27 protein-coding genes and 1 other RNA gene are annotated in these 26,557 nt (G+C 56.2%); 6 read left to right on the plus strand and 22 right to left on the minus strand.

The features are described from left to right. Positions 1–441: 441 nt before the first annotated feature. Together IEY11_RS10190 and IEY11_RS10195 are read right to left on the minus strand one after the other, a co-directional pair. Positions 442–951, minus strand: coding sequence for an HD domain-containing protein (locus tag IEY11_RS10190; RefSeq protein ID WP_188886468.1), 510 nt, complete (start codon positions 949–951; stop codon positions 442–444). 211 nt (positions 952–1,162) lie between these two features. Then, positions 1,163–1,477 carry an MGMT family protein gene (locus tag IEY11_RS10195; RefSeq protein WP_117751444.1) on the minus strand — a complete coding sequence of 105 codons (315 nt, stop codon included), beginning with the start codon at positions 1,475–1,477 and terminating at the stop codon, positions 1,163–1,165. Positions 1,478–1,694: 217 nt separating this feature from the next. Between IEY11_RS10195 and gdhA the strand changes: the two genes are divergently transcribed. Further along, a complete protein-coding gene (gene gdhA, locus IEY11_RS10200; RefSeq protein WP_188886469.1) occupies positions 1,695–3,038 on the plus strand; it encodes an NADP-specific glutamate dehydrogenase in 1,344 nt (447 codons plus the stop codon). A gap of 441 nt (positions 3,039–3,479) precedes the next feature. On the opposite strand, the gene IEY11_RS10205 is transcribed toward gdhA, so the two are convergent. The 6 genes from IEY11_RS10205 to IEY11_RS10230 all read right to left on the minus strand — a co-directional run bounded on the left by IEY11_RS10205 (position 3,480) and on the right by IEY11_RS10230 (position 11,257). Beyond that, complete coding sequence (locus IEY11_RS10205) at positions 3,480–5,075, minus strand: peptide chain release factor 3 (protein ID WP_119189131.1); 1,596 nt, start codon at positions 5,073–5,075, stop codon at positions 3,480–3,482. A 512-nt stretch (positions 5,076–5,587) separates the two neighbouring features. Beyond that, positions 5,588–6,187: a recombination mediator RecR gene (gene recR / locus IEY11_RS10210; protein WP_110435225.1), complete on the minus strand. Its 600-nt coding sequence runs from the start codon at positions 6,185–6,187 to the stop codon at positions 5,588–5,590. Beyond that, positions 6,187–6,540 (minus strand): YbaB/EbfC family nucleoid-associated protein, encoded by a 354-nt coding sequence (locus tag IEY11_RS10215; RefSeq protein ID WP_118359721.1) that lies wholly within the window; start codon positions 6,538–6,540, stop codon positions 6,187–6,189. The genes recR and IEY11_RS10215 overlap by 1 nt, the downstream gene beginning before the upstream one ends. A 14-nt stretch (positions 6,541–6,554) precedes the next feature. Continuing rightward, positions 6,555–8,180: a DNA polymerase III subunit gamma/tau gene (dnaX, locus tag IEY11_RS10220; RefSeq protein WP_188886470.1), complete on the minus strand. Its 1,626-nt coding sequence runs from the start codon at positions 8,178–8,180 to the stop codon at positions 6,555–6,557. A 373-nt stretch (positions 8,181–8,553) separates the two neighbouring features. After that, positions 8,554–8,820, minus strand: an RNA gene (gene ffs, locus IEY11_RS10225) — signal recognition particle sRNA large type. Positions 8,821–8,875: 55 nt separating this feature from the next. After that, positions 8,876–11,257: a transglycosylase domain-containing protein gene (locus IEY11_RS10230; protein WP_188886471.1), complete on the minus strand. Its 2,382-nt coding sequence runs from the start codon at positions 11,255–11,257 to the stop codon at positions 8,876–8,878. Positions 11,258–11,606: 349 nt separating this feature from the next. On the opposite strand from IEY11_RS10230, the gene IEY11_RS10235 reads away from it, so the two are divergent. The 5 genes from IEY11_RS10235 to IEY11_RS10255 all read left to right on the plus strand — a co-directional run bounded on the left by IEY11_RS10235 (position 11,607) and on the right by IEY11_RS10255 (position 16,054). Beyond that, complete coding sequence (locus IEY11_RS10235; protein ID WP_118728902.1) at positions 11,607–11,936, plus strand: BofC C-terminal domain-containing protein; 330 nt, start codon at positions 11,607–11,609, stop codon at positions 11,934–11,936. Between the two features lie 159 nt (positions 11,937–12,095). Further along, positions 12,096–12,341 carry an IreB family regulatory phosphoprotein gene (locus IEY11_RS10240; protein ID WP_110435230.1) on the plus strand — a complete coding sequence of 82 codons (246 nt, stop codon included), beginning with the start codon at positions 12,096–12,098 and terminating at the stop codon, positions 12,339–12,341. Between the two features lie 404 nt (positions 12,342–12,745). Next, positions 12,746–14,761, plus strand: coding sequence for a YgiQ family radical SAM protein (locus IEY11_RS10245; RefSeq protein WP_188886472.1), 2,016 nt, complete (start codon positions 12,746–12,748; stop codon positions 14,759–14,761). Positions 14,762–14,829: 68 nt separating this feature from the next. Continuing rightward, complete coding sequence (locus IEY11_RS10250; RefSeq protein ID WP_188886473.1) at positions 14,830–15,483, plus strand: hypothetical protein; 654 nt, start codon at positions 14,830–14,832, stop codon at positions 15,481–15,483. Positions 15,484–15,622: 139 nt separating this feature from the next. Beyond that, positions 15,623–16,054, plus strand: coding sequence for an Lrp/AsnC family transcriptional regulator (locus IEY11_RS10255; RefSeq protein WP_116704675.1), 432 nt, complete (start codon positions 15,623–15,625; stop codon positions 16,052–16,054). A gap of 217 nt (positions 16,055–16,271) precedes the next feature. On the opposite strand, the gene rsmA is transcribed toward IEY11_RS10255, so the two are convergent. The 14 genes from rsmA to IEY11_RS10325 form a co-directional block, all read right to left on the minus strand. Beyond that, entirely contained in the window at positions 16,272–17,135 is an 864-nt protein-coding gene (gene rsmA / locus IEY11_RS10260) for a 16S rRNA (adenine(1518)-N(6)/adenine(1519)-N(6))-dimethyltransferase RsmA (protein WP_188886474.1), read from the minus strand. A gap of 85 nt (positions 17,136–17,220) precedes the next feature. Next, positions 17,221–17,748: a ribosome hibernation-promoting factor, HPF/YfiA family gene (gene hpf / locus IEY11_RS10265; RefSeq protein WP_118359735.1), complete on the minus strand. Its 528-nt coding sequence runs from the start codon at positions 17,746–17,748 to the stop codon at positions 17,221–17,223. A 195-nt stretch (positions 17,749–17,943) separates the two neighbouring features. Beyond that, a complete protein-coding gene (locus IEY11_RS10270) occupies positions 17,944–18,786 on the minus strand; it encodes a fumarate hydratase (protein ID WP_188886475.1) in 843 nt (280 codons plus the stop codon). Continuing rightward, a complete protein-coding gene (locus IEY11_RS10275; protein ID WP_188886476.1) occupies positions 18,783–19,970 on the minus strand; it encodes an amidohydrolase in 1,188 nt (395 codons plus the stop codon). The genes IEY11_RS10270 and IEY11_RS10275 overlap by 4 nt, the downstream gene beginning before the upstream one ends. Before the next feature lie 359 nt (positions 19,971–20,329). Then, a complete protein-coding gene (locus IEY11_RS10280) occupies positions 20,330–20,794 on the minus strand; it encodes a S1 RNA-binding domain-containing protein (protein ID WP_110435239.1) in 465 nt (154 codons plus the stop codon). Between the two features lie 33 nt (positions 20,795–20,827). Then, a complete protein-coding gene (locus IEY11_RS10285; protein WP_110435240.1) occupies positions 20,828–21,109 on the minus strand; it encodes an FtsB family cell division protein in 282 nt (93 codons plus the stop codon). 46 nt (positions 21,110–21,155) lie between these two features. Then, positions 21,156–21,614: a spore cortex biosynthesis protein YabQ gene (gene yabQ / locus IEY11_RS10290; RefSeq protein ID WP_188886477.1), complete on the minus strand. Its 459-nt coding sequence runs from the start codon at positions 21,612–21,614 to the stop codon at positions 21,156–21,158. 6 nt (positions 21,615–21,620) lie between these two features. Next, positions 21,621–21,905 (minus strand): sporulation protein YabP, encoded by a 285-nt coding sequence (gene yabP, locus IEY11_RS10295; RefSeq protein ID WP_117751366.1) that lies wholly within the window; start codon positions 21,903–21,905, stop codon positions 21,621–21,623. Between the two features lie 74 nt (positions 21,906–21,979). Next, the gene (locus IEY11_RS10300) at positions 21,980–22,225 is read right to left on the minus strand and encodes an RNA-binding S4 domain-containing protein (RefSeq protein ID WP_118285471.1); all 246 of its coding nucleotides are present in this window, start codon (positions 22,223–22,225) and stop codon (positions 21,980–21,982) included. Beyond that, complete coding sequence (locus tag IEY11_RS10305) at positions 22,222–22,503, minus strand: HU family DNA-binding protein (RefSeq protein ID WP_110435244.1); 282 nt, start codon at positions 22,501–22,503, stop codon at positions 22,222–22,224. Before IEY11_RS10305 ends, IEY11_RS10300 begins: the two co-directional genes overlap by 4 nt. 11 nt (positions 22,504–22,514) lie before the next feature. Next, positions 22,515–23,312, minus strand: a complete 798-nt coding sequence (mazG, locus tag IEY11_RS10310) for a nucleoside triphosphate pyrophosphohydrolase (RefSeq protein WP_110435245.1) — start codon at positions 23,310–23,312, stop codon at positions 22,515–22,517. 15 nt (positions 23,313–23,327) lie between these two features. Continuing rightward, positions 23,328–24,953, minus strand: coding sequence for a putative polysaccharide biosynthesis protein (locus IEY11_RS10315; RefSeq protein ID WP_188886478.1), 1,626 nt, complete (start codon positions 24,951–24,953; stop codon positions 23,328–23,330). 84 nt (positions 24,954–25,037) lie between these two features. After that, complete coding sequence (locus IEY11_RS10320; protein WP_117751371.1) at positions 25,038–25,430, minus strand: zinc ribbon domain-containing protein; 393 nt, start codon at positions 25,428–25,430, stop codon at positions 25,038–25,040. A 170-nt stretch (positions 25,431–25,600) separates the two neighbouring features. Next, positions 25,601–26,524: a uridine kinase family protein gene (locus tag IEY11_RS10325; RefSeq protein WP_188886479.1), complete on the minus strand. Its 924-nt coding sequence runs from the start codon at positions 26,522–26,524 to the stop codon at positions 25,601–25,603. Positions 26,525–26,557: the final 33 nt, after the last annotated feature.

Genomic DNA, 26,557 nt, shown 5'->3' on the forward strand with positions numbered 1-26,557 from the left:
GGGGCAAGAGGGTAGACACCAATGGTTTCTACCCTCTTAACTCCCACTTCCTTTTGTTTCTTAACCTGACGCATACCAGAGAACGGCGACCGCTTCGAAAAATATGAGAACGGCAGTCGGATTACTCTGCCGTAGGGGCGCACAGTGTGCGCCCATTTCTCGACATATTCGCAGTTCACAGATAACGTACTGCTACACATGCGGCCTGCTCTCCGCAGGCGCGACATACCTGTGTCGCGCAACTCATTAGCTTGGCGACTACCGATGGCACCTTCGAGTTTCATCTGATATGCACGTTATACCGTAGGGTGCGGCAAGGTGAATTGCCCGAAGGGCAAGAGAGGGTGCCTTGGGGTACGACCTCGGCGCACCGTATCTAACGATTTGCATCCAATAAAAAAATGGAGAATAAACACCGTCTTGTTTATTCTCCATTCTCCATTATTTCACCTGATATGCCGGTTTGAGAAACATTTCTTCAAGATACTGCTTGCCGGTTTGGGTTCGGAACACGCGGTCTTTCGCGGTTTTACACTGCTCTGCCGTCATGCCGTCCTCGTAGGCGTTGACGAGGAAATCCGCTTCAAGCAGAATACGGAAATCTTTTTCCTCTCCGGCGGTATAGGTATGGTGATGCGCGATGAGCCACTGCACGCGCTCGCTCTCCCGCTCATCTGCGCCGCACTGCTGCAGCATGGGAGCCGCGACCGCCGGACCTTCCATCTCCTGCCAATGCCCGCCGCTCGAGCCATGCTTCCGTTCGGCTTCGTGGATACCGATATCGTGCAGGACTGCTGCGGCTTCCAGTACATTCTGCGTATGCTCATCCAGACCTTCCCTGCGCCCGAGCAGGCGGCTGTACGCGTATACCTTTATAAAGTGCTGAATCCGTTTTGCGTCGCCTGCGTCATACGCGATGGCGAGCGCGGTCAGCTTTTCGATGTCGATCATGCGTGTCACTCCTTTGGCGCAAGCATAGCACCGCACGACCGGATTTGTCAAGTCAGGGTAATACCACATAATTGAACAAGAGCGATTTACGAGTAAATTTTGCGGTCTGACTAGGCGTGATTTTGCGGTAATACTTTGTGTATTACCGTGAAAGCACAACGACGTCAGAGCACAAAATTTCCGTAAAGCGCCGCAGTTTAATTGTGCGGTGTTACCCTAATCCTGTCCAGCCGTATTTCGCCATATCCACGCGGCCGTCCTCGGTGAACTCGATGCCGTCCGCTTCGAGCAGTGCGCGCTGGATATCCGCGCCGCCGAACGCAAACGCCGGTGACGTTCGTCCGTCTTTCGTTACCACGCGGTAGCATGGAATACCCTCCGGATCGGGATTGGCATGCAGCGCATAGCCGACGACGCGCGCCCATCTCGGGTTGCCCGCGAGCAGCGCGACCTGCCCATAGCTGGCCACCGTTCCGCGCGGAATTTTCTTCACCACTGCATATATACGGTCAAAGCTGTTTGCCATGGCTGTTGCCTCCTTCTTTTACTTTATTATATCAAGTCAGATTGCCGATATCCATAGGTTTTTCAGCCTAAAAAACTGTATAATTTTATCACGCTAAAGTATTGCATATACAAAAAAATTGCTATATAATAAAACCGTCACCAAATATAAGAGCATTCCACTCGGATTACTTACGAAAGTTAAGCGAGTGGTATAGAATGTAAGGAGGACAATAAAAATGGCACTTACCAATTCTTATCTGCAGGGCGTGTACGAAACCGTACAGAAGCGCAACCCGAATGAGCCGGAGTTCCAGCAGGCAGTTTACGAGGTTCTCGAGAGCCTTGAGCCGGTTGTTGAAGCTCGTCCGGAGCTCGAGAAGAACGGCATCATGGAGCGCATCGTAGAGCCGGAGCGCATGTTCATGTTCCGTGTACCGTGGGTTGACGATCAGGGCAAGGTTCAGGTTAACCGCGGCTTCCGCGTACAGTTCAACTCCGCAATCGGCCCCTACAAGGGCGGTCTGCGTCTGCACCCCTCTGTTAACGCATCCGTTATCAAGTTCCTCGGCTTTGAGCAGTGCTTCAAGAACAGCCTGACCACTCTGCCGATGGGCGGCGGCAAGGGCGGCTCCGACTTCGACCCGAAGGGCAAGTCCGATGCTGAGATCATGCGTTTCTGCCAGTCCTTCATGACCGAGCTGTGCAAGCACATCGGTCAGTTCACCGACGTACCGGCAGGCGATATCGGTGTTGGCGGCCGTGAGATCGGCTTTATGTTCGGCCAGTACAAGCGTCTGCGCAACGAGTACACCGGCGTTCTGACCGGTAAGGGTCTGTCCTACGGCAGTTCTCTGGCACGCACGCAGGCAACCGGCTACGGCCTGTGCTACTACATGAAGGAAATGCTCGCATACAAGGGCACTTCGTTCGAGGGCAAGACCGTTGCAATCTCCGGTTCCGGCAACGTAGCAATCTATGCCTGCGAGAAGGCTACCCAGCTGGGCGCTAAGGTTGTTACCATGTCCGACTCCAACGGCTTCATCTACGATCCGAACGGCATCAATCTGGATGTTGTTAAGGACATCAAGGAAGTTAAGCGTGGCCGCATCAAGGAGTATGCTGAGCGCGTTGCAGGCAGCACCTACACCGAGGGTCAGCGTCCGTGGGGCGTAAAGTGCGACATCGCTCTGCCGTGCGCAACCCAGAACGAGCTGAACGAGGAGAACGCCAAGGCTCTGATCGCCAACGGCTGCAAGTTCGTAGCTGAGGGCGCTAACATGCCGTCCACCCCGGAGGCTGTTGCAGCATTCCAGGCAGCCGGCGTATTCTTCGGCCCGGCAAAGGCTGCTAACGCAGGCGGCGTAGCTACCTCCGGTCTGGAAATGAGCCAGAACTCCCTGCGTCTGTCCTGGACCTTCGAGGAAGTTGACCAGCGTCTGCACGACATCATGGTTAACATTTTCCACACCTGCATCACTGCAGCTGAGAAGTACGGCCACAAGGACAACCTTGTTATGGGCGCTAACATCGGCGGCTTCGAGAAGATCGCTGACGCTATGCTCGCTCAGGGCGTATGCTGATTTTCGATTGAAAGGGCTACGCCCTTTCAATCGAGGGACGCCCTTGACAGGCACTGCCTGTAAGGGCGTCCGCAATAAAAGAGCACCGGAATTTCAATTCCGGTGCTCTTTTATTGTTTGCTAAAAATGACCCGGCAAAGCTGGGCCATTTTTGTCGCGCTGAAAGCGCTCCATTTGATGCGCTCTGCGGCGTGATAGGTTATCTGGGTGCTGAAATCCCTGTCGGGATTTTATGGGTTGGCGTGAACGCTGTCGCCCGCGAAGGACTCACCGCCGACAGGCGGCTATCCTGTGGGTGCGGTTTGCGGGGCATACTGCGTATTTTACCGCGAACTGCGTTCGCGGGTGCGGGACACGGCGGCACAGCCGCCTGTGTCCCGTATTGCACATCCGGCTGCTCTGTGCAAAAAAAGGCCGCCGTAAGGCGGTCTTTTCCTTGTTTTATGCGTTTTCCGAGAAATCCGCGAGACGCAGGTTCTCGTTATGGTCGGTTGCGTAGGTGATATTCCACGGCGAAGTGAACAGCAGCAGGCTATTACCCTTGAGATCCTCGACGATCTTGGTGTCGCTCGTGAGCTGGAGCTTCTTAATATCGAAGTCCTCCTCATCATTCTCAACCCAGCGAACGTGCTCATACGGCAGGTTTTCGCGGATGATCTCAACGTTATACTCGTTCTTCAGACGGTACTCGAGCACCTCAAACTGCAGCACGCCGACAACGCCGACGATGACCGATTCCATACCGGCATTCGGCTCGCGGAAGATCTGGATGGCGCCCTCCTGTGCGATCTGCTCGACGCCCTTGACGAACTGCTTGCGCTTGAGCGTATCCTTCTGACGGACAACGGCAAACAGCTCGGGTGCGAACGTCGGGATGCCGGAGAACACGCACTTATGCTTGGGATCGCACACGGTATCACCGATGGAGAACACGCCCGGATCGAAAATACCGATAATATCGCCCGCATACGCCTCATCGACGATGGAGCGGTCCTGTGCCATCAGCTGCTGCGGTGCGGCAAGCACCATCTTCTTGCCGGACTGAACGTGCAGCACGTCCTGACCGCGCTCAAACTTGCCGGAGCAGATACGCATGAACGCAACACGGTCGCGGTGCGCCTTGTTCATGTTCGCCTGAATCTTGAATACAAACGCGGAGAAATGCGGATCGAACGGGTCGATCACGCCGATGTCAGCGGTACGCGCGGTCGGCGGAGGCGTCATCTGCAGGAACTTCTTCAGGAACGGCTCAACACCGAAGTTAGTCAGCGCGGAACCGAAAAATACCGGCGACAGCCTGCCCTCGTGCACAGCCTTGAGATCAAACTCATCGCCTGCACCGGAGAGCAGCTCCACATCGTCGATCAGCGTCTGGTACTGATCCTCGGGCAGCATACCCTCGAGGATCGGATCGTCGATCGACAGTCGCTGTGCCTTGACCTCGTGGCGGAAATCCGCGCCCTCAAACGCGATAACCTCATCGTCCATGCGGTCGTACACACCCTTGAAGCGCTTGCCCGAGCCGATCGGCCAGTTTACCGCATAGGTGCCGATGCCCAGCTCGTTCTCGATGTCCTCGAGCAGCTCGTACGGGTCGCGTGCCTCACGGTCCATCTTGTTGATAAAGGTGAAGATGGGCACGCCGCGCATCGCGCAGACCTTGAACAGCTTGCGGGTCTGTGCCTCGACGCCCTTGGAGGCATCAATGACCATCACCGCCGAGTCAGCCGCCATCAGCGTGCGGTAGGTGTCCTCCGAGAAGTCCTGATGGCCCGGGGTATCCAGAATATTGATGCACTTGCCCTCATAGCGGAACTGCAGCACCGAGGACGTTACCGAAATACCGCGCTGCTTCTCGATCTCCATCCAGTCGGAAACCGCATGACGGCTGTTTTTCTTGCCCTTGACCATGCCGGCCTCCTGAATGGCTCCGCCGTAGAGCAAAAACTTCTCCGTAATGGTGGTTTTACCGGCGTCAGGGTGCGAAATGATTGCAAATGTGCGCCGATTTTCAATTTCTTTTTTCAGGTCTGCCACAGACTTTTTCCTCCCGATCTATCAAAAATCTAATATTGTTGTAGAATGTACACAGAATGTTCACAATTCACCAGTATTATAAATGACGTGGAAAGCGTAAGATCCCCCCACATGTTCTTGCTTTCTACTCTCTATCCTACCTTTTATTGCGGGAGCAGCCGGACGAAAGTTCGGCTGTTCCTGTTTTTTTACCTTTTTCAAAGGTAGAACGAAAGCTGCGGCACCCGCCGCATCGGGGCAAGAGGGTAGACACCTACGGTTTCTACCCTCTTAACTCCCGTTTCCCTTAACTTGTTAGTCCAGCGCAGCTTTCTTATCTGTGACCGCTCCCCTTTTCGAAGCAGTCGCCGGTCTCTGATTTGCGTCAGGCTATCTTAGGAAAGGGGTGAAAATCAGAGGGTGGAAACCTTGGTGTCTACCCTCTTGTGCGCTTGCCGCGAAGGCAAGAACCGCCGCATACTGCGGCACCAATTTCCGTCAAACGCAAACCTTACAAGGATGCAAAGGAGCCATCACAGCTCCTTTCGACCCTCCAGTGCACGGGTCAGCGTCACCTCATCGACGAACTCCAAATGCCCGCCAACCGGAATACCATACGCCAGCCGCGTAATCTTGATGCCGAACGGCTGCAGCAGCCGCGAAATGTACATCGCCGTGGCTTCGCCCTCGGTGTCCGGATTGGTGGCGAGGATAACCTCCTCGGTCTCCTCCTCCGCCACGCGCTTGACCAGCTCGCGGATACGGATGTCGTCCGGTCCGACGTGCCCCATCGGAGACAGCGTGCCGTGCAGCACATGATACAGACCCTTGTACTCCTTCGTGCGCTCGAACGCGATTACATCGCGCGGCTCTGCCACCACGCAGATCACCTTCTGGTTGCGCGTCTTGTCCGAGCAGATCGGACAGATCTCGCTGTCCGTCAAATTCTGACAGCGCTTGCAGGTGAACGTCTTGGCTTTTGCTTCACGGATGGCATCCGCAAACCGCTCGGCATCCTCTTTCGGCAGGTCGAGCACATGAAACGCCAGCCGCTGTGCGGTCTTCTGGCCAATGCCCGGGAGCTTTGCAAACTCCTCGATCAGCCGTTCGACCGGCGGTGCAAAAAGCTCCATTACAGCAGACCGCCCAGACCGCCGCCAATGCCGCCCGTAATCGCGGACATCTGGCTCTGCGACTTGTCGGAAGCCGCCTTGAGCGCCTCGTTGACCGCTGCAACGACCAGATCCTGCAGCATGTCGATATCGTCCGGATCAACAACGTCCGGCTTGATCTCAATGCTCTTGAGCGTGGAAGTGCCGGTTACAGTCGCGGTAACCATGCCGCCGCCTGCCGTGCCGGTGGATTCCATCAGCGCGATCTCCTCCTGCGCCTTGAGCATGCTCTCCTGCATCTTCTGTGCCTGCTTCATCATCGCCTGCATGTTCATGCCGCCGCCGAAGCCGCCGAAACCCTTACCCTTTGCCATAATAAATGTCCTCCTTAAAGCTGTTTCACTTGAATATCCATTGATTTAGCGCGGTCGATCAGTTCATCGACTGCGATATTTTTTTTCACAACAAGCTCCTCGCCCGCTTCGCGCACCTTGACCTTGATGGGTGCACCGTTCAGCTTGGCCGCCTGCTCCCGGATGACCGAAATGGTCGGCTCCTTTGCCGCGAGAAGAGCCGTCATTTTGTCCTCACAGAGAATGACGAGCGCGTTATCCTCGAGCACGCCTTTCGCGCTCAGCTTGATACAGGTGTGCGCGCCGATGTTGATCTTGCCGGTCAGCGCTTCGACCAACGGCTGCCACTGGCTCCACAGCGTCACTTCCTGCTTAGGCGTGTCTGCTGTCCCGTCTTCCTCTCGCGCCCAGTCAGGCGCATCCTCGTCACCCGGAAGCGGCGGTGCATCATCGTCACTCGGCGGAGGCGGCACATCGCCTGCCTGCTGCGCGGCTGCTGCGGGCACCATCTGCACCGGAACACCGTTCTTCAGCTTTTCCTCGAGCGCTTCTACGCGCCCGCCGAGCGTGTCATAGCTGTCAGCCCCCAGACTGCACAGCCGCACCGCGCACAGTTCAGCCTCAACGCGGCGATTGGCTGCCGTGCGCATGTGGTCGAGCGAATCGCTGATAATGCGGCTCCACGCGATGAGCGTGGACGACGCCAGACCGTCGCACAGCGCCTGCAGCGTCTTTACACTGTACGCGGGAGAAATGAGTGCGGAAACGTCGGTCTTGCTGGTCTTGACCAGCAGTGCGTCGCGGATCAGACCAAGCATCTGGTCGTACACGGACGCCAGATCACGACCCGCATTGTAATATTCGTCCAGCAGGCCGACTGCAGCCGCCAGATCACCGGTTTTCAGGTGCTCGGCCAGGCGAATGCCATCGTCCTGACCCATGACGCCGAGCGCCGCCGTGACGGTTTTCTCGTCCACCGCACCGGCTGCCGCCGCACGGTCGAGCATGGAAAGCGCGTCTCGCATGGCGCCGTCTGCCAGCCGGGCGATCAGGCGTGCCGCACCTTCGGTCAGCTCAATGCCCTCACCTGCCGCAACATCCAGTAGTCGGCGGGCAATATCCTCCGCACCGATGCGGCGGAAATCGAACCGCTGACAGCGCGACAGAATGGTCGCAGGTACCTTGTGCAGCTCGGTGGTAGCGAGGATGAACAGAACGTGCTCCGGCGGCTCCTCGAGTGTTTTGAGCAGCGCATTGAATGCACCGATGGACAGCATGTGTACCTCGTCGATGATGAACACGCGCTTGCGGACCTGTGCAGGCGTGTAGCGCGTCTCATCGCGCAGGTCGCGGATGTTGTCCACACCATTGTTGGACGCCGCGTCAATCTCGGTCACGTCCAGCACCGAGCCGTCCAGAATGCCGCGGCACGCCGCACACTCGTTGCACGGATCGCCGTTCACCGGATGCTCGCAGTTGACCGCGCGCGCGAGGATCTTCGCACAGGTGGTCTTGCCGGTACCGCGCGTGCCTGTAAACAGATATGCATGGCTCAAACGTCCGGACTGCAGCTGCGCGCGCAGCGTGTCCGTAACATGCTGCTGCCCGATCACATCCGCAAACGTCTGCGGCCGCCATTTGCGGTATAAAGCCTGATACATTACGAAAATCCTCCCCTCAATAAAATAAAGAGGCGGGCGTAAGCCCGCCTCAAAGCGTCCTCTCGCGGACTTTGTCCGCCATTCAATACCGGTTTGCTTGCAAACCGTACCCGCATGGCAGGATTTTGTTTCAAAAATCCGAGCCATCGATCTCCGCCGCTTCACGGCGGCATTCAATCGAATCTTATGGCCACGCCGTAAGATTCATAAAAACCCGCGACATGTGCGTGGGTTTTTATACAAGACGGAGCAAAAGTTTCGACCATCGGGAGGAACTTTTGTCCCGCCGGGATTTGTCCGAGCCGCAGGCTCGGCATATCCCCTTCGATCGAAAGCGTGGTTTCGATCGAGAATCGTTCAGCGCCCCACAAGACCGCACACAGGTAATTCGAATACACACACCCGGCTGCCTTTCCGCATTTCGGGCTCAGAATCGGCAGATCTGCGGCACACGATGGTTTCTGCTTAATGCTGCTCGGTTCCCCGCCTGACATGGTTCACAGTCCTCCGTTGCGCAGTACCGGTTCCTCATCGCCCTGTGAGTGGCTGCCTCGCCGCATGTGTGCTCCTTGTTACCCGCATAGTCCCCGCTGAAGCGGATTGCGGGTTCAAGGCACCGCTAACGCCCCGACTTGTGCGGCCTTGTGCGGCGCTGAACGATTTTCAGTTTTCAGTTTGTGCCGGACAATTCGGCTTTATGCTTCCGGATCCTCCGAGCTGTCTCCGCTGTCGCCACCGGAATCGCCGCTGTCTCCCGAATCGTCTCCGCTGTCACCGCCGTCTCCGCTGTCGTCACCGGAATCGCCGCTGTCGCCGCTGTCATACGATCCGCCGTCACCGGAATCCTCATTGCCGGTGTCGGTATCCGAAGAGCTGCTGTCCGAATCGCTGTCATCTTCTTCATCATCGTAGTAATAATTATCTACGCCCATGTTCTCGAAATCATACTTGTTTTCGATATTCTGATGACTACAGGTCTCGGTCGGAACCTTGCCCTTCCAGAATCGGCCGGTTGCAGCACGTCCCGCAGCGCGGCACGCGCCGGATGCCAGCAGACCGGTATCCATACAGTAGGTGACTTCCTCGAAATCCTGCGGATGCGAGTCAAATACCAGACCGGAATCACCCGCATGCACCTTCTGCATAACGGCCAGCCAGATATTCGCCGCATTGCGGCCATACAGGCCGTCCAGACGGTAGTTATGCTCGTAGCCTACCCATACCGCACCGGAATACTTCGGCGTGATGCCGCAGAACCAGATATCGGTATTGGAGGTGGTCGTACCGGTCTTGCCGCCGGTTTCTACACCGTCAAGCTGAATGCCGTAGGCGGTACCGTGTGCGGTAACGTTCTGCAGACAATCGAGCATATAATAAGCCGTGCGGACATTGGTAAAGCCCTTATCCGTGTTGGGTGTATTCTCCATTACGGTGTTGCCTTCGCTGTCCGTCACCTTGGTGTAGGTGCGGGTACCGCCGTAAACACCATCATTGATGAAGGTCGAGAAACCGCCCGCCATCTCACGAACGGTAACGCCGTCCGTCAGTGCGCCAAGCGCCAGCGGTGCAAGGTCGATATCCGACTGCACGGTACCGTCCTCGTTGGTGCGGCTGTCTACCAGCTTAAAGCCAAGCTGCTGCGTCATGAATTCGTAAGACTTCTGCGGAGTCAGCTGCTTGAGCAGCTGCGCCGAAATGGTATTGAGCGAACGCGTCATACCTTCCTTGACCGTCATTGCACGGCCGGTCGGATATTTGCCGTCGTTCATCGGCCACGGATTGCCTTCCTCATCCTGTATGAGCGCACGGTCGTAAACCGTGGTGTCCGGCGTAGCAATACCGGCATCCATCGCAGGACCATAGGTCGCCAACGGCTTGATCGAGGAACCCGGCTGACGGCGTGCGTCAGACGCATAGGAGAAACCGCGGCTGCTGGTCTTTTCACCGCGGCCGCCGGCAATACCAACGATATTGCCCTGCTTGTCCGTGATGACCATGGCACTCTGCGGGATTTCGCCGTACTTCTCGGTGTTCGGGAAATTATCTGCGTTAGCCCAGACCTCATCGAGTGCATTCTGCACCTTGGTGTCGATGGTCGCATAGATGTTCAGACCGCCGGAGTAAACCATGTTCTCCGCAACCAGACGGGAATATCCCTTTTCGGTCATCAGGTCGTTGATCACGTCCTTGATAACTTCATCGGTGAAGTAGCTGTAGGTGGACTTGATCTCCTGCTGATACTCCTCGTAGGGGCGGTAGTTAAGCTCCTCTGCTACGGCAGCCTCGTACTCCTCCTGCGAGATCATCTTCTGATCGAGCATCTGTGCAAGGATAGTCTCCTGACGCTCCTTTACCTTTTCGGGATGGTTATAAACGTCGTAAATCGACGGGTTGTTGGTAAGACCTGCCAGCACGGCGGATTCTGCCAGATCCAGCTGCGATACATCCTTGTCAAAGTACTGCATCGCCGCAGTCTGCACACCGTAGCTGTTGTAGCCCAGATAGATCGTGTTCAGGTACATGACCAGAATACGGTCCTTGTCGTCAATCTCTTTTTCGAGTGCAAACGCGCGGAAAATCTCGTTTACCTTGCGCTTTACCGAGTAATCGTTGTCAGCCGTGATGTTTTTGATCAGCTGCTGCGTTATCGTCGAGCCGCCGTACTGCGTACCGCCGAGCAGCCAGCCCTTGACCGCACCGATCGTGCGCACCCAGTCTACACCGTGGTGCTTGTAAAAGCGCTCGTCCTCGATTGCAACGACTGCGTTCTTGAGGGTATCCGGAATCTTGTCGCTGTCCACCCATTCACGGTTTTCCTTGCCCTTGATGGTTTCGTACAGCTTGTATTCATCGGAATCCGATTCCTTAGCATAGATGAATGAATTCAGATTCAGACCCAGTCCCTTGCTGATCTCCACCGCAGTTTCCTGCGCGGACGGATTGATATAGATGTGCACATACAGCGCAAACGCAATACCGCAGAAGCAGCCGCACAGCACACCGATCAATACCAGTGTAATCAGTATGCGGGAGAACAGATGTCCGATTCCCGTTCCTTTTTGATTGCCAGTTGCCAATTTGTTTTCCTCCTTGCCCTACGATATGCACCGCAGGGTCCTGTCGGGTAAGACGAAGAACGCGTCCTATTTGTTCCCGCACACGGTCTTGTTTTTTTGAAGCACCGTGTATTGTTGGCAATACCGTAAAATTCATCGGTATTACCGTCTTATAAGGCTAAATGAATTGTACAATAGCTGCCTGTGCCGATTTTCTTCCGGCAGCTTACTGCCGAGGTAATAGGCACTCTGATAGCATTATACCACAGGACTTTGCAAATTCCAAACATTTTTTACGCTGCTTTTAGAATAGACCGTATTTTTGTGGGAATACTCAAAGCAAGTCCCACTGAGTGAAGGAGTTTTGACTATGATGCAGGGTTTTTATCTGCTTGCTATGCAGCAGGCGCGGCGGCGCACACAGCTCGCCGCGCTGGCGTGTCTTGCGGCAATGATCAGTCTGGTGCTGGCCGGACGTGCGCTTCTGGCTTCGCCGGCCGTTCCGGCGAGCGCATCGATTACCTATACGGTGCAGAGCGAAAACGACCGGCTTGTCATCCGGCAGAGCGACGGCTCGGTCCTGCGCACAGGCATCGACACGCGCACGCTGCCATCCGCCGAGCAGCAAGCGCTTGCGGACGGCATTACACTCGATAATGCAGAGGAGCTGGCGCGGCTGCTGGAAAATTACAGCTCGTAAAACACCGTCTCCTTTTCCATCGCCATACAGTGTATGCCACAGGCGGAAAAAGTTTTCATACGAGTTTTGCGCGGATAAGGCTTTACTTTTTCCGCTTTTTGTATTATGCTTTAAGTAACGATAAACACCGACAGGTAGGATCGGAAAGGAGAACCAAATATGCTTGACGGAACGAGAAAATTCAGTCTGGTAGACGAGTCCAACAAGGAGATGAAGCGCACGCTTACCACTGTGTATGACGCGCTCAAGGAGAAAGGCTACAACCCGATCAACCAGATCGTCGGCTATCTTCTCTCTGAGGACCCGACTTACATAACCAACCACAACAATGCCCGCAGCCTGATCTGCAAGATCGACCGCGACGAACTCATGCAGGAGCTGGTTCAGTTCTATCTGGATAACTGAGTTTTTGCAGAATAACCGTATACCTTATTTGCGAAAAAATAACCGTTACCTTGGGCGAGGGCGGTTATTTTTTATTTTGCAAAACATTTCCGTTCTCTGCGGCTTGACTTTTACCGCAGATTTGCTATACTTATAGATAGAAAAGGGCAATCCGGCAGAAGACGGTTGACCTGGGTTCAATTATTTTGTTGAAAAAATAACCGTTACCTTTGGCCGAGGACGGTTATTTTTTTATGGTTTTAACGATTTCAAGCAGAATGATCAATGTAATAATCTGCAGAATCTGATCCACAATACCACCTCCCTTCAGGGAGTATGGCCAACCGTCTCTCAATCTTTTGCCGGATTACCCGTATTTTTATTGTAACCTATAATTTTCACCTTGTAAAGCCAAAGAGGTATATATGAACGGTTTTCTCCCTATTTCCAAACAAGATATGACCGATCGCGGATGGTATTACTGCGATTTTCTCATCGTCACCGGCGATGCGTACGTTGATCATCCGTCGTTCGGCACGGCGATCATTTCACGCGTGCTGGAGGATGCAGGCTACAAGGTCGCTATCCTCAGTCAGCCGGATTTCCGCGATGAGCACGACTTCCTCGAGATGGGCCGTCCGCGCTACGCGGTGCTCATCAACGGCGGCAACATCGACTCGATGGTCGCGCATTACACCTCGGCGAAAAAGCGCCGTTCGGACGATGCGTACACGCCGGGCGGTGTAGGCGGCAAGCGCCCGGACCGTGCGGTAACCGTCTATTCCATGCTTGCGCGGCGCGCCTTCCCGGAAACGCCGGTCTATCTCGGCGGCATTGAAGCCAGTCTGCGCCGATTTGCGCACTACGATTACTGGGCTGACCGTGTTATGCCGTCCATTCTGGAATCCACCGGCGCGGACGGCGTGATGTTCGGCATGAGCGAGCACTCGGTCGTTGAGCTGGCAAACAACCTCAAGCACGGCAAAAAGGGCGCAGACGCGTGCAAGGGAGTCCGCGGCACGGCCTATATGGTGCATGATACGGACGATCTGGAGTATGATGCGGTCGAATGTCCCTCGTACGAGGATGTCTGCGCCAGCAAGCCGGACTACGCCCGTTCGGTCAAAATCCAGTACGATGAGCAGGATGCGGTGCGCGGCAAGGCCATCCTCCAGCGGCACGGCAAACGCATCCTCGTGCAGAACCCGCCCGCGAAGCCGCTGACCACCGAAGAGATGGACCATGTTTACGCGCTGCCGTACATGCGTAACTATCATCCGTCGTATGAGGCGCTCGGCGGCGTACCTGCCATTCAGGAGGTACAGTTCTCCATCATCCACAACCGCGGCTGCTTCGGCGCGTGCAACTTCTGCGCGCTCGCGTTCCATCAGGGACGGTACATTCAGGTACGCAGCCACGAGAGCGTGATCGAAGAAGCAAAAAAGATCACCCAAATGCCCGGATTCAAGGGATACATCCACGATGTCGGCGGCCCGACCGCGAATTTCCGCTTTCCGGCCTGCAAAAAGCAGGAGAAATACGGCTGCTGCAAGGACAAGCGCTGCCTGTTCCCCACCACCTGTCAGAACATCGAGGCCGACCACACGGATTACCTCGAACTGCTGCGTGAGCTGCGCCACATCGAGGGCGTGAAGAAGGTGTTCGTGCGCTCCGGTCTGCGCTACGACTACATGATGGCCGAAAAGAACGATGCGTTCTTCCGCGAACTGGTCGAGCACCACATCTCCGGTCAGCTGAAGGTCGCGCCGGAGCACATGAGCGACAACGCCCTGTACTACATGGGCAAGCCGTCCTTCAAGGTGTACGAGCAGTTCCGCGAGCGGTATGCCCGCATCAACGAAAAGCTGGGCCGCAAGCAGTATCTTGTGCCCTATCTGATGAGCTCGCATCCGGGTGCAACGCTTGATGACGCCATCATGCTCGCGCAGTACCTCAACCGCGTCGGCTACATGCCCGAGCAGGTGCAGGATTTTTATCCCACGCCGGGTACGCTGTCCACCGCGATGTACTACACCGAGATTGATCCGCGCACCATGAAGCCGGTCTTTGTGGCGAAAACGCCCGAGGACAAGGCGATGCAGCGTGCACTGCTGCAGTGGCGCCGACCGGACAAGCGCCCGATCGTCATTGCCGCGCTCAAAAAGGCGCACCGTGAGGATCTCATCGGCTTCGGCAAGGAATGTCTCATTCGTCCGGGCAGAGGCAACGACCAGCGCATGCCGGGCAGCAAGCAGCACAGCGTCAGCCGCCACGGCGTGTCCAACGGCGGCAGACCGCAGAATAACGACCGCCGTCATTCTGCGCCTAATAACGACAAGCACAGTGCACCGAACGGCAAACGACCGACTTCACGTCCGGCACAGAGCAAGCCGAATCAGGGTAAAAAATCCGGCTGGGCAAAACCGAAAAAGAAAAAATAATTTTATACGGAACTTTTTACGCCGTCTTTCGTCTATACTATCAGAGTTACGAAAGGCGGTGTTTTTTTATGACAAAACGTACTTTAGCAATGCTTCTTGCACTTCTGGCGCTGCTGCTGACCGGCTGCGGCAATGCCGAGCCGAAAAACGCGGACGCCGAAATCGGCAGCCAGAGCACGGATGACGCAGCTGCCCTGCCGGATACCACCGAGCAGAAACCGGTCGCAGATGCACCCATGATGGTGATGGTGGATAACACGCTGTATCAGTCTACCGGTGAGGTCAGCACGGTCGATGGCCGCTGCGGCAACATGGACGGCGAGATCACCTCGCAGACGGCGAACGGCACGGACGCGCCCACCGAGAACGGCCAGTCCAACTTCGGCACGGGCTACGGCTATCAGCGCATCGACGGCCATATCGAGGTTCTGATTGATAACCAGTGGATCGTGTTCGAGCAGGATGCCACCGTACCGCGGATGGTCATGGTGGATGGCAAGCTGTATCAGGAGACCGGAAACCTGCCTTCCGAGCCGTTCTGCGGAACGCCTGACGGTTCGATCACCTCGAAAACGGCAAACCGAAACGATGTTCCGACCGAAAACAACCAGTCCAATTTCAGCGATAACCGGGATTTTGTGTTCATTGACGAGGATACCATTTACGTTTCCGCAACGCCGGACTGGATGGAATTCAAGGTCATCACCGACTCGGATGTATAAAAACTTTTGTTCGAAGCCTTATTTTATTTGACAACAACCCGGTCGTGCTTTATAATAAACAGTGAACAAAGGAGTTCGTCCCGCGAAGGCGGGTCGGACTCCTGTTTTTATTTTTAGGATAAGGAGGGCTATTTGCCCCATGGACGAAATTGATCTGAAGCTCTTGCGGCTGCTGCAGAAGAATGCCCGCACCCCCATCAAGGCCCTTGCAGGTGAGGTTCGCCTTTCCTCCCCTGCGGTTTCCGCGCGTATTGAGCGGCTGGAAAAACAGGGTGTTATTCGTGCGTATACGCTCGATCTGGACCCGCTGCAGCTTGGCCATCATATTCTCGCGTACATCCATCTGGATATGCAGCCCACCCAGAAAGAGGAATTCTATCCGTTCATTGCCGCGTGCTCAAATGTGCTCGAGTGCAACTGCGTGACCGGCAACTACTCCATGCTGATCAAGGTGTCGTTCGCCTCGACGCAGGAGCTGGACGGCTTTATCGGACGTCTGCAAAAATTCGGCAAGACCGAAACACAGATCGTGTTTTCCTCGCCGGTGCCGCCGAGAGCCATTGTGGTATAAGAAAAAGCCTGCGTGTGCAGGCTTTTTTCTTTTATCCACAGGGTGGGGGTAGGTTTGAGTATTACATTAGGTATCGCCAATAAACGGCACACGTTCCGTAGGGGCGCACTAATGTGTGCGCCCTAATCTAACCGATCGCCAACCACGGAAAAGGGCGGACACACCGGTCCGCCCCTACGATAGCCTGTACAGGTTGATTAAACCCACAAATCAAAATTTACTGCAGCTTTTCCGCCGCGAGATCTGCCAGTTTCGCATACTCCGCGAGGCTCAGCCGCTCACCGCGAACGCGGGCATCCAGACCGGCTGCTTCTACGAGTGCGATGATCTCCTCCTTGCTCATTGACGAGCTGAGCACCGGACCAAGCGCGTTCACGAGCGTCTTACGGCGCATATTGAACGCTGCGCGCACAAGGGCGAAAAACAGCTTCTCGTCCTTAGTCTCAACCGCCGGCTTGTCGAGCGGCACGAGCTTGAGCACCGCCGAATCCACCTTAGGTCTGGGCACAAAGCAGTCCGCCGGAACGTCAAACAAAATTTCCGCCTTGGCGTGGTACTGCACATAAATCGAGAACGCCGAGTACGCTGCCGTGCCCGGCTCTGCACAGATGCGCTGCGCGACCTCCTTCTGCACCATGACCGTCACCTGCTCGAACGCGCCGCTCTCGAGCAGCGCCGTAATCGCCGGTGTGGTGATGTAATACGGCAGATTGGCGCACGCAATCGCCTTTTCGTCACCGAATTTCTCCTTGCAGAGCGCGGCAAGATCGGTTTCGAGTACATCGCCGTGCACGACCTCGAAGTTATCGTAATCCGCGAGCGTCTCTGCCAGAACCGGCATGAGCGCACGGTCCAGCTCGACCGCTACGACCTTATCCGCACGCCGGCACAGCTCCGCCGACAGGCAGCCCATGCCCGGGCCGACCTCGATCGCATTGCCATATTCGGCGGCGCCGCTCATCTCCGCGATACGGCGCGGCACGCTCTCGTCCGTCAGAAAGTTCTGTCCGAGCGATTTGGAAAAATGGAATCCGTGACGGCCCAGAACCGCTCGGATTGTCTCAATATCACATAAATTCATTCGTTTTCCCCTTTTAACCGAAAAGAACCGGCGGCAGAACGCCGCCGGTCCTTATGTAATGCACTTTGTATTGTTAGAGCAGCGCTTACTCTTCGCCCTCGATCAGACCGTAACCGCCTGCCGCACGCTTGTAAACAACGGCGTGGATATTGTCGTTGTCGGCGTTGCGGAAGAAGTAGAACTGGTGGTCAAGCAGGTTCATCTGCAGGATAGCCTCGTCCACGCTCATCGGCTTTACGTCGAAGCGCTTGCGGCGTACTACATCGAAATCCTCCTCGGTCAGTGCAGCCTTCTGCTCTGCCATCTTGTCGAATGCACCCTCACGCAGGCGCTTCTCCAGACGGGTCTTATGCTTGCGGATCTGGCGCTCGATACTGCTGATGGCACCGTCTACGGAAGCATACATATCAGTCGTCGTTTCCTCGGCGCGGACAACCAGACCAACCTGACGCACCGTGATCTCGACCGTCTGCTTGCCGCGCAGCTCGCTGAATGTAAGCGTGGTATCCGAATCCTGCTGGAAGTAGCGATCCAGCTTTTCTACCTTACGCAGTGCGTACTGACGCAGCTCGTCCTCGATCTTGATTTTTCTTTCGACGATAGTGAACTTCATAAAATCATCTCCTAACAGGCGTAAACCGCCTTTGATGGCTTTATCCGCGGCCGCCGTGGTGTGACGGAAACGGTATTGGGTTTTTGCTATCTTCAGTATAGCACAACCTATGCAACTTGTCCAACAATTTTTCAGAAGTTCACAATTTGTTCAGCATATTTCCCAAGATGTTTTACAATCTCTTGTCAAGGTTGCTTACAGCTCGCCCTCTGCGTGACGGGTAACATGGCAGGAAATATTAACCACGCACGGCAGACCGGCGATATGTGTGCCGAACGGCTCAATGGCGCAGGCAAGAGCGGTAACCGTGCCGCCGAGTCCCTGCGGGCCGACACCGGATGCGTTGACCTTATCGAGAATCTGCTGCTCCATCTCGGCGTACAGCGGATCGGCGTTGTGCTGATCGACCGGACGCAGCAGCGCACGCTTGGCGAGATATGCCGCCTTATCGCTCGTGCCGCCCAGACCGACACCGATAACGATCGGCGGGCACGGGTTGGAGCCGGCATGGATGCACGCATCCGCGATGAAATCCACGATCTGCGCCTTGGTAGCGGCAGGCGTGAACATCTTCATCTGGGTCATATTCTCCGAGCCGAAGCCCTTCGGTGCAACCGTGATCTTCACCTTGTCACCCGGAACGACCGAGGTGTACAGGATACACGGCGTGTTGTCGCCCGTGTTTTCGCGGCGCAGCGGATCACCGACCACCGACAGGCGCAGATAGCCGTCAATGTAGCCGCGGCGGACACCCTCGGTGACTGCATCCTCGAACGAGCCGCCGGTCAGATGCACGTCCTGACCGATCTCCGCGAACACAATCGCCATGCCCGTATCCTGACAAACCGGCACATTATTCTCGCGTGCAAGGTCGCAGTTGGCGATCATTTCACCGAAGATGGTCTTGCCGAGCGGAGACTCCTCCGCGTTCTGACCATCCACGAACGCCTGCCGCAGATCTGCGGGCAGATAGTAGTTGGCATCAATGCACAGCTGACGCACCAGCTTGGTTACTTCCGAAACCTCAATCGTCCTCATTTTGTCCTCCTATATTCCGGTGTGCCATTTACAAAAACAGCCTGCACCTGGGTTGCAATATCCAGCGGATCGCCGCTCCACAGCACACAGTCTGCATCCAAACCGGTTTTCAGGCTGCCGATTCTGTCCTGCATGCCCGCAATTTTCGCGGGTACCGATGTGACCGCGCGCAGCGCGTCCGTTTTATCCATACCCGCGCGCACCGCCAGCATAAGCGCCATCGGCAGCAGCCGCAGCGGAATTTCCGGGTGATCGACCGTAATGGCGGTTTCGATTCCGGCCTTGCACAGCAGTCCGGGCGCGGCATCCGACAGGTTGCGGATCTCCGGCTTGGAACGGTCGGTCATGTACGGACCGCTGACCACCGGAACGTGCTCCTCGGCCAGCAGGTCGGCCACAAGATGCGCCTCCGTGCCGTGAATGATAACCGCCCGCAGACCGAACTCCTTCGCAATACGCAGCGCGGTGAAAATGTCATCCGCACGGTGCGCGTGAAAATGTGCCTCAGCCTTGCCCCAGAGAAGCGGCTGCAGCGCTTCCATCTTGATGTCGAAATCCGGCTCGTCCTGGTCCGGGTCGTTCTCCGCGCGCGCCTTGCGTGAGAAATACTCCTTCGCCTTGTACAGCTCCTCACGGATGATGCCCGCGGTCGCCATGCGCGTGACCGGCGTTTCGTCCTTGTCGTGATAGACCGACTTCGGGTTCTCACCCAGCGCGAACTTGATCGCCAGCGGCGCTTTAAGAATCATGTCGTCCACACGGCGGCCTGCCGTCTTGAGCAGCGCAATCTGTCCGCCGATGGGGTTTGCGCTGCCCGGGCTGACTGCGGCAGCCGTCACACCGGCCTCAAGTGCCTCGCGGAAGCTGCGGTCGAACGGGTTGACGCCGTCCAGTGCACGCAGATGCGGCGTCGCCGGATCGGTATCCTCGTTGCCGTCCGCGCCCTCAAAGCCGAGGCCGTCCTCGTACAGACCGATGTGCGAGTGAATGTCAATCAGGCCGGGTGTCAGCACGCCGCCCTCGCCGTCGATTACATCTCCGTCAATCATAACGGACATTGTAGGCGGTTCACCTTCGCCCATGGACACAATCCTGTTGTTTTCGAGCAGAATCCAGCCAAAAAAGCGGGAATCCTGCTCGTCCATCGTCCAAATATTGATATTTTTGATCAGTGTTTGATTCATGGAAAACCTCTTCCAAAAACTGTTGACAAGTGTGGTAATTTATGGTATATTTATTATGGCGGTTGGGAAAGCCGCCATGCACCGTTCATATCTTTATCCCCACAATCCTACTTTTGGCGCTCTTTCGCAAGGAAGAGCGCGCTTTTTTTGCATAAAAGCAGGATTTCGTTACTTTTCCAGCACAAGCTATGCCGGGCAGGCAAACTCCCGCTGAATCTCAGCGAAAAACGCACCGCCCGTCAGGAGCGAACACGCTTACGCAGTTCATGTGCACCGGACACCCAGTGCCGAAAAACCCTGCCGACGCTTCGTGCACCGGCATATAAAAGCAAAACCGAGGTTTCCCTCGGTTTTCTTCTTTATCTGCGGCGGCGCGAACCGTTCTTTCGATCGGTTGCGTGGCGCACATCGGCCTGACGGCTTTCGCTGTCTGACATAAACGCCTTCAGCTTATCCTCAAAGCTCATCGTGGACGGGTCCTTCGGTGCCTGCTGCACACGTCCGCGCGGTGCGGACGAACGCTGGAAACGCGGCTGACGCGGCGCAAAGCCGCCCTCACGGCGCTCCTGTCTCGGCTGACGCGGCTCCTGCGGCTGCGCCTTCTTGATCGACAGATTGATACGGCCTGCCTGATCAATATTGATGATCTTTACCTTGACCTGCTGGCCCTCCTGCAGGAAATCCTTGATGTCATTTACGAAAGTCGAAGCGACCTCCGAAATATGCACCATACCCGACTTGCCTTCGGGCAGCGCAACGAATGCACCAAACTTGGTGATGCCGGTTACCTTGCCCTCTACGATTGCTCCCACTGCCAAATCCATATAAGCTGTTTTGCCTCCGTTATTATTTCCCTTTTACCGGCTGGACGTATCTACAAAAATACGCTCGCCCGGTTCCGCATAGCCCAGTTCTGTCCGCGCCATCTCTCCGATATCCTCCTCGGAAATGCCGCTTTGCATTTCCTGCCGGAGCGTCTCGTTCGCCTTCTGATATTCCTCCACCCGCAGGGTCAGAGACGCGAGTTCATCCCGCTTGCTCTTGATCTGCGTGCGCAGGTTTACCACATTGACGACCGCGTAAAGCAGAAACACCACTACCGCTGCCCTGATAAGGATCATCCGCGTGCGCCTTGTCATCTGCTCACCTCATATCGTTTGCTTGCGCGTCAGACTGATACAGGTTTTATTTTATACCTTTTTTGCGAAAAAGAAAAGAGTCTTTTTCAAATTTTTTCGTCAAAAACCGAATTTTTACCGGACTGCACCGCTGTTTTACCACCGTTTGACAGTGCATCCGCAGGCCGTATACGGCGCGTCTCAGCTTTGCAAGCGCCTGCAGAAGCCGCATAATCACCTCCAGCACGGTTTCGCTCAGCGCCGCAAAGTACAATCCCACGCCGCCTGCCGCTGTTAAGAGCACAAAGCCGCGCGGCTGACCGGCGGCCGCGATCAGCCCGAACTCGAATAAGGCCGCCAGCACGATCGCCCAGAACAGCGTATCGAGCAGCGCCACCCCTGCCCATCCGCACCGGAAATGCAGACGCAGTGCCCGCAGCATGTCATACACCGCCCCGATCCCGACACCGAGCAGCAGGCTTTGCAGCACGAGCGTGACCTGCTGGCTGTTCGTAAACACCGGCATGGCCGCTCACCCGCCGAATATCCGCCGGAACAGGCTGTCGCGCGGCTGCACGCTGTCGTCGTACTCAAGCAGGCCGATCTCCCCCTGAATGATCAGTTCTCCGGCCTCGAGCTGCAGCCGCTCTACATGCAGTCCCTGACCGCGCACGACCAGCATGCCGCGCACGGTTTCGAGCAGCACCTGTTCCTCATCAAAGCTGTGCACGTCGGTCACACCGGAAATCGTCAGCTTCTCTCTCCCCTCCAGAATGACACTGTGCGGCATTTCACGGTTTCGTTCCTCCTGTGCCATATAACTCCCCTCCTGACTGCAAAAAAGTATCCCGCTCTGCACTATATGCGAGAGCGGGATACTTTATCACCTGTTCAGAGCGGCAGTTCCTTATACAGCGCGGACGCATCTGCCTTGAGCGTATGCTCCGCGATATTCAGCACTTCCACCTTCATCGTGCGCTGACCGAATGCGATCTCGATCACATCGCCGATCTTCACCTGATACGAAGCCTTGGCCGGCTTGCCGTTGACCGTGATGCGCGCTGCATCGCATGCATCATTCGCCACCGTGCGGCGCTTGATCAGGCGGGATACCTTCAAATACTTGTCTAATCTCACTTGTTTCCGTCTACCTTATCCTTCAAAACTTTGCCCGGCTTGAACACCGGCATAGTGGCCGCTGCAATATTGATCTCCTCGCCGGTACGCGGATTGTGTCCCGTGCGTGCTGCGCGCTCCTTGGTCTCAAACGTGCCGAAGCCGCTGATCTGCAACTTGTCACCTGCCGCCATGATATCCGCAATGGCGGTAAACACGGTGTCGATCGTCTTTTCGGTGTCCTTCTTGGAAAAGCCGGTCTTTTCTGCAACCAGCGTCACCAGTTCGCTTTTCTTCATGGTTTTGCTCCTTATGCGTGTTCCTCGTGCTTTGCGCTGTCCCACAGTGCATCCAGCTCGGAAAGGGACAGGTCAGCCAGCTTTTTGCCCGCGGCAGTCGCCTGACGCTCCATCTCCGCAAAGCGGCTGACAAACTTGTTGCAGGTCTTTTCGGCGGCAGCCTCCGGATCGATCTTCAGGTGACGCGCCACGTTGACGGACGCGAACAGCAGGTCGCCAATCTCCTCCTCCGGATCGCCGTCGCCGTCGATGGCACGGCGGACCTCGTCAAGCTCCTCCTGCACTTTGTCAAGTGCATCCTTCACGTTATCCCAGTCAAAGCCGACCTTTGCCGCCTTCTTCTGCAGCTTTTCTGCACGGATCAGACTCGGCAGGCTCTTTGCTACGCTTTCGAGCGCCTGTGTATCGGTCTCCTGATGCTTCTCCTTGCGCTTGAGGTCATCCCAATTCCTGAGGACCTCCTCGGACGAGGCGACCTCGACATTGCCGAAGATATGCGGGTGACGGAAGATCAGCTTTTTGCAGATGCCGTCCGCCACGTCGTCGATGTCGAATGTGCCCTTTTCCTTCTCCATCTGGGTGTGGAATACTACCTGCAGCAGAACATCGCCAAGCTCTTCCTTCATATGCTCGGTGTCCTCGTCGTCGATGGCTTCGCAGACCTCGTAGGTCTCCTCGATGAAGTTGCGGCGGATAGAATGATGATCCTGCTCACGGTCCCACATGCAGCCGTCCGGCGCGCGCAGGATTTCCATAATACGGAGCAGATCATCGAACTTGTAACAATCCTTTATTTCAAAATCAACCATTTTTGCACTTCCTGATTACTTTAGATGTAAAATATCTGCGATTCTCTCGCCCTTGGGCAGCAGCAGAACATCATCCCGCTCGACTGCACCGAGCGCGAGCAGCAGAACGGCATACACGGCAACCGCCACACCGATGCACGCGAGCGTGATCAGCTTGTCAGGCATGGTGCCGGGAGCTGCGCTCAACGCACCGTTCAGCACGCGCTGCACAATGAAAATCGCCGCACTCATGCCGATAGTGGCCGCCAGCGGACGGCAGACCGTTTTTCCGATCGGCGGCAGCGAACCCGTCAGACGCCTGATGTGGAACAGGTTGATGACCGCGATCAGCCAGTAGCAGAGCGCTGTACTGATGGGCGCACCCATGATATTCAGCGCCGGATTGCCGATGAGAAAATAATCGCCGAGCATTTTGACAACCGCGCCCGCAAACATCGAGACAAGCGGCAAGTCAATGCGGCCGAACGCCTGCAGCGTCGAGTTGGTGACAGCCACAAGTGCCGCCGCCGGTACGGCAAAGCCGAGCAGACCCATCAGCACACCGCCAAGCTCCGTGCCCTGCGAGTACAGCATGCGCAGGATCGGTCCGGCGAGCATGATGAAGCCCGCGCCGGCCGGCAGAGTGATGATAACCGTCATACGCAGCGTGGTACCCAGTGTTTTGGAGACCTTGGCATGGTTGCCCGCTGCGCGTGCGCTTGCGATGGTCGGCAGCACGCTGACCGCCAGTGCGGTGATGAGCGTCTGCGGCAGGTTGAAGAAGTTGATGGCCTGGCCGGTGTAAATGCCGTAGGTAGACATTGCTTCTCTTGCCGTCATGCCGACCGCCGGACTTTGCAGACGCGTGGAAATCAGCGCTACGTCGATCAAGTCGGTCAGACTCATAACCGCTGAGCTGATCGTGATCGGAATGGACAGACTGAGCAGCGTTTTCGCCAGTTGGCCCGCCGGACGCGCGCTGTCGTCCAGCGCGTGCACCGCCGAGCTGCTGCGATGCGTGATCGCACCTTGAATGAGCATGTAAACAGCGGCAGCCACCTCGCCGATGGTAACGCCGAGGACGGTCATTGCCGCGACTGCCTGATCGGAAAAGTTATGCTGAACCGCATAATACGCCAGTCCAAGACCGATAAACAGCTTGCCAAGTGACTCGATCACCTGCGAAACCGCCGTCGGCACCATGTTCGAGCGGCCCTGATAGTAGCCGCGGAACACCGCCAGAACAGCAACCATCAGCACGCTCGGTGCGATGGCCATAACCGCCAGCCGGGAATCCGCGCTCTTGATCCAGGATGCAAACGTGCCCGCGCCGAGGAACAGCACGACCGAGCAGACCGCACCGAGCGGAATGAAAATGCTTCCCGCCACACGGACAGTACGCCGCACCTCATGCTCTCTGCCGCGGGCTGTGGCCTCCGCGACCATTTTCGCCAGCGCCGCCGGAACACCGACAGTCGAGATCATCAGCATCGCCGTGTACACACGGTACGCCGCGCTGAACATGCCGAACGCAGGCGAATCCTTGCCGCCGATCATGTTGAGCAACGGTATCTGGAAAAATGCGCCAATCACCTTGACCAGCAGACTGGCCAGCATCAAAATGAACGCACCCTGAATGAAATTCTGTTTTTTACGCTGCAAACGCCGTACGCCCCTTCCTTTGATCAGAATGGGCATAGCTGCCCTTGCCCGATATTACAATATGATGCATCAAACCGTATTATGTTACAGCTCTGCACCGCAGGACGAGCAATATGCGTCATCCTTGCCGCACGGTTTGCCGCAGTGCGGGCACGCCGTTACCGAGCGCATTTCCGCCAGCTTGTCGCGCAGCGCAGCCAGCTTTTCCTGCTTGGCATCGACCTGCGCCATCTTTTCGTCCATTTCCTCGTTGGTGACCTCTGCGCCGCGGTGCAGATCGTACACCAGCTTGCCGATTTCCTTGTACAGTGCTTCGCACTCGGTGTTCAGATCGAAAATCTGCAGGTTGATGCGGGTCGCCAGTGCAAGGTCGTTCGCCTTTTTGCCGGCTACGCCTGCCGCATGACGGGAGACCTTGCCGGTTTTATCCGCCATGTCCTTTACCTTATCCAGAAAAGCCTGCATTTTCATATCCATAGCTTGTCGCTCCTTCCGACGGAATATCTCCGTTTCCGGTCTCATGGTAATATTGCGTAATGGAACAAGGGCGATTTGCGAGAAAATTTCCGCAAAACGCCGCAGTTTCAATTATGTGGTATTGCCATTATACTTCATACCCTGCCAAAAAGCAAGAATCCGGACACTTTTCAGCCGATAAACTCATGCAGAACCGAATCCTCCGGCATATACGGCTTGTAGTCGATCGGCGAAACCTTATCCAGAATCGCGCTGAGCGGTGCAAGGTCAGCCTGCTCGAGCATTTTTTCCTCGCCCTGCAGCTTTTCGCTCAGGTACTGCATAAGGATGTTGGTCTCGTACGGCAGATAGGTGTCCACCGTAAGATCAGCCTGCCCGCGGTACGGCGAAATATACAGTCTCTCGCCTCTCCGCACTGAGTTCCACTGCTTTAAGGTGTACTCCACCGGCGAGCTGCGGAACAGGCTGTCACGCATGGCGCGGCGCAGAAAGCGCAGCATGTGCGGCTCAATGCGGACGTTGCGGTCGGTCAGCAGCACGCTCGCCACCGAAAGATAGACGCTTGTCGCATGCTTCTCCAGATCGCCCATGATGACCGGATTAAACGCGTGAATGCCCTCGATCATCACAATTTCGTCCTTGTGCAGCTGCACCGCACGCTCGTTGCGATGCGAGGTGCGCGTTTCAAAATCAAAGCGCGGCACCATGATCTCCTCGCCTGCCACCAGACGGGTCAGGTGGTCGCGGAGCAGATCCAGATCCATGCACTCCGGACTTTCGAGGTCATTGACGCCGTTTTCCTCGTCAAACGGAATGTCGTAGGTGCCCGAGGTACGGTAATAGTCGTCCATCGAGATCATGTGCGCGTGAATGCCCGCCAGCTCGAGAATGCGCCCGAGGCGGTCGTTCGTGGTGGTCTTGCCCGATGAGGACGGACCGTTGAGCAGCACGACCGGCTTGCGCTTGCAGTTCGCGGCGATCTGGTCAGCCACCAGATGCAGCTGACGATGATAGTGCTCCTCGCAGTCGTTCACAAAGGCTTCCGCGTCGCATTCGGCACGGTGATTGATGTATTTCAGTGTGTATTCTGCCATAGCCAGTCCCTTCTTACGGAATCACTCACTCAT

It is taken from the genome of Butyricicoccus faecihominis (genome assembly GCF_014648015.1).
Classification (GTDB): Bacteria; Bacillota; Clostridia; order Oscillospirales; family Butyricicoccaceae; genus Agathobaculum; species Agathobaculum butyriciproducens.

Bases quoted from the DNA above. Each gene is read 5' to 3' on its own strand.
- IEY11_RS10190 (WP_188886468.1), bottom strand. From the start codon at position 951: ATGATCGACATCGAAAAGCTGACCGCGCTCGCCATCGCGTATGACGCA.
- IEY11_RS10195 (WP_117751444.1), bottom strand. From the start codon at position 1,477: ATGGCAAACAGCTTTGACCGTATATATGCAGTGGTGAAGAAAATTCCG.
- gdhA (WP_188886469.1), top strand. From the start codon at position 1,695: ATGGCACTTACCAATTCTTATCTGCAGGGCGTGTACGAAACCGTACAG.
- recR (WP_110435225.1), bottom strand. From the start codon at position 6,187: ATGGAGCTTTTTGCACCGCCGGTCGAACGGCTGATCGAGGAGTTTGCA.
- IEY11_RS10215 (WP_118359721.1), bottom strand. From the start codon at position 6,540: ATGGCAAAGGGTAAGGGTTTCGGCGGCTTCGGCGGCGGCATGAACATG.
- dnaX (WP_188886470.1), bottom strand. From the start codon at position 8,180: ATGTATCAGGCTTTATACCGCAAATGGCGGCCGCAGACGTTTGCGGAT.
- IEY11_RS10235 (WP_118728902.1), top strand. From the start codon at position 11,607: ATGATGCAGGGTTTTTATCTGCTTGCTATGCAGCAGGCGCGGCGGCGC.
- IEY11_RS10240 (WP_110435230.1), top strand. From the start codon at position 12,096: ATGCTTGACGGAACGAGAAAATTCAGTCTGGTAGACGAGTCCAACAAG.
- IEY11_RS10245 (WP_188886472.1), top strand. From the start codon at position 12,746: ATGAACGGTTTTCTCCCTATTTCCAAACAAGATATGACCGATCGCGGA.
- IEY11_RS10250 (WP_188886473.1), top strand. From the start codon at position 14,830: ATGACAAAACGTACTTTAGCAATGCTTCTTGCACTTCTGGCGCTGCTG.
- IEY11_RS10255 (WP_116704675.1), top strand. From the start codon at position 15,623: ATGGACGAAATTGATCTGAAGCTCTTGCGGCTGCTGCAGAAGAATGCC.
- rsmA (WP_188886474.1), bottom strand. From the start codon at position 17,135: ATGAATTTATGTGATATTGAGACAATCCGAGCGGTTCTGGGCCGTCAC.
- hpf (WP_118359735.1), bottom strand. From the start codon at position 17,748: ATGAAGTTCACTATCGTCGAAAGAAAAATCAAGATCGAGGACGAGCTG.
- IEY11_RS10270 (WP_188886475.1), bottom strand. From the start codon at position 18,786: ATGAGGACGATTGAGGTTTCGGAAGTAACCAAGCTGGTGCGTCAGCTG.
- IEY11_RS10275 (WP_188886476.1), bottom strand. From the start codon at position 19,970: ATGAATCAAACACTGATCAAAAATATCAATATTTGGACGATGGACGAG.
- IEY11_RS10280 (WP_110435239.1), bottom strand. From the start codon at position 20,794: ATGGATTTGGCAGTGGGAGCAATCGTAGAGGGCAAGGTAACCGGCATC.
- IEY11_RS10285 (WP_110435240.1), bottom strand. From the start codon at position 21,109: ATGACAAGGCGCACGCGGATGATCCTTATCAGGGCAGCGGTAGTGGTG.
- yabQ (WP_188886477.1), bottom strand. From the start codon at position 21,614: ATGCCGGTGTTTACGAACAGCCAGCAGGTCACGCTCGTGCTGCAAAGC.
- yabP (WP_117751366.1), bottom strand. From the start codon at position 21,905: ATGGCACAGGAGGAACGAAACCGTGAAATGCCGCACAGTGTCATTCTG.
- IEY11_RS10305 (WP_110435244.1), bottom strand. From the start codon at position 22,503: ATGAAGAAAAGCGAACTGGTGACGCTGGTTGCAGAAAAGACCGGCTTT.
- mazG (WP_110435245.1), bottom strand. From the start codon at position 23,312: ATGGTTGATTTTGAAATAAAGGATTGTTACAAGTTCGATGATCTGCTC.
- IEY11_RS10320 (WP_117751371.1), bottom strand. From the start codon at position 25,430: ATGGATATGAAAATGCAGGCTTTTCTGGATAAGGTAAAGGACATGGCG.
- IEY11_RS10325 (WP_188886479.1), bottom strand. From the start codon at position 26,524: ATGGCAGAATACACACTGAAATACATCAATCACCGTGCCGAATGCGAC.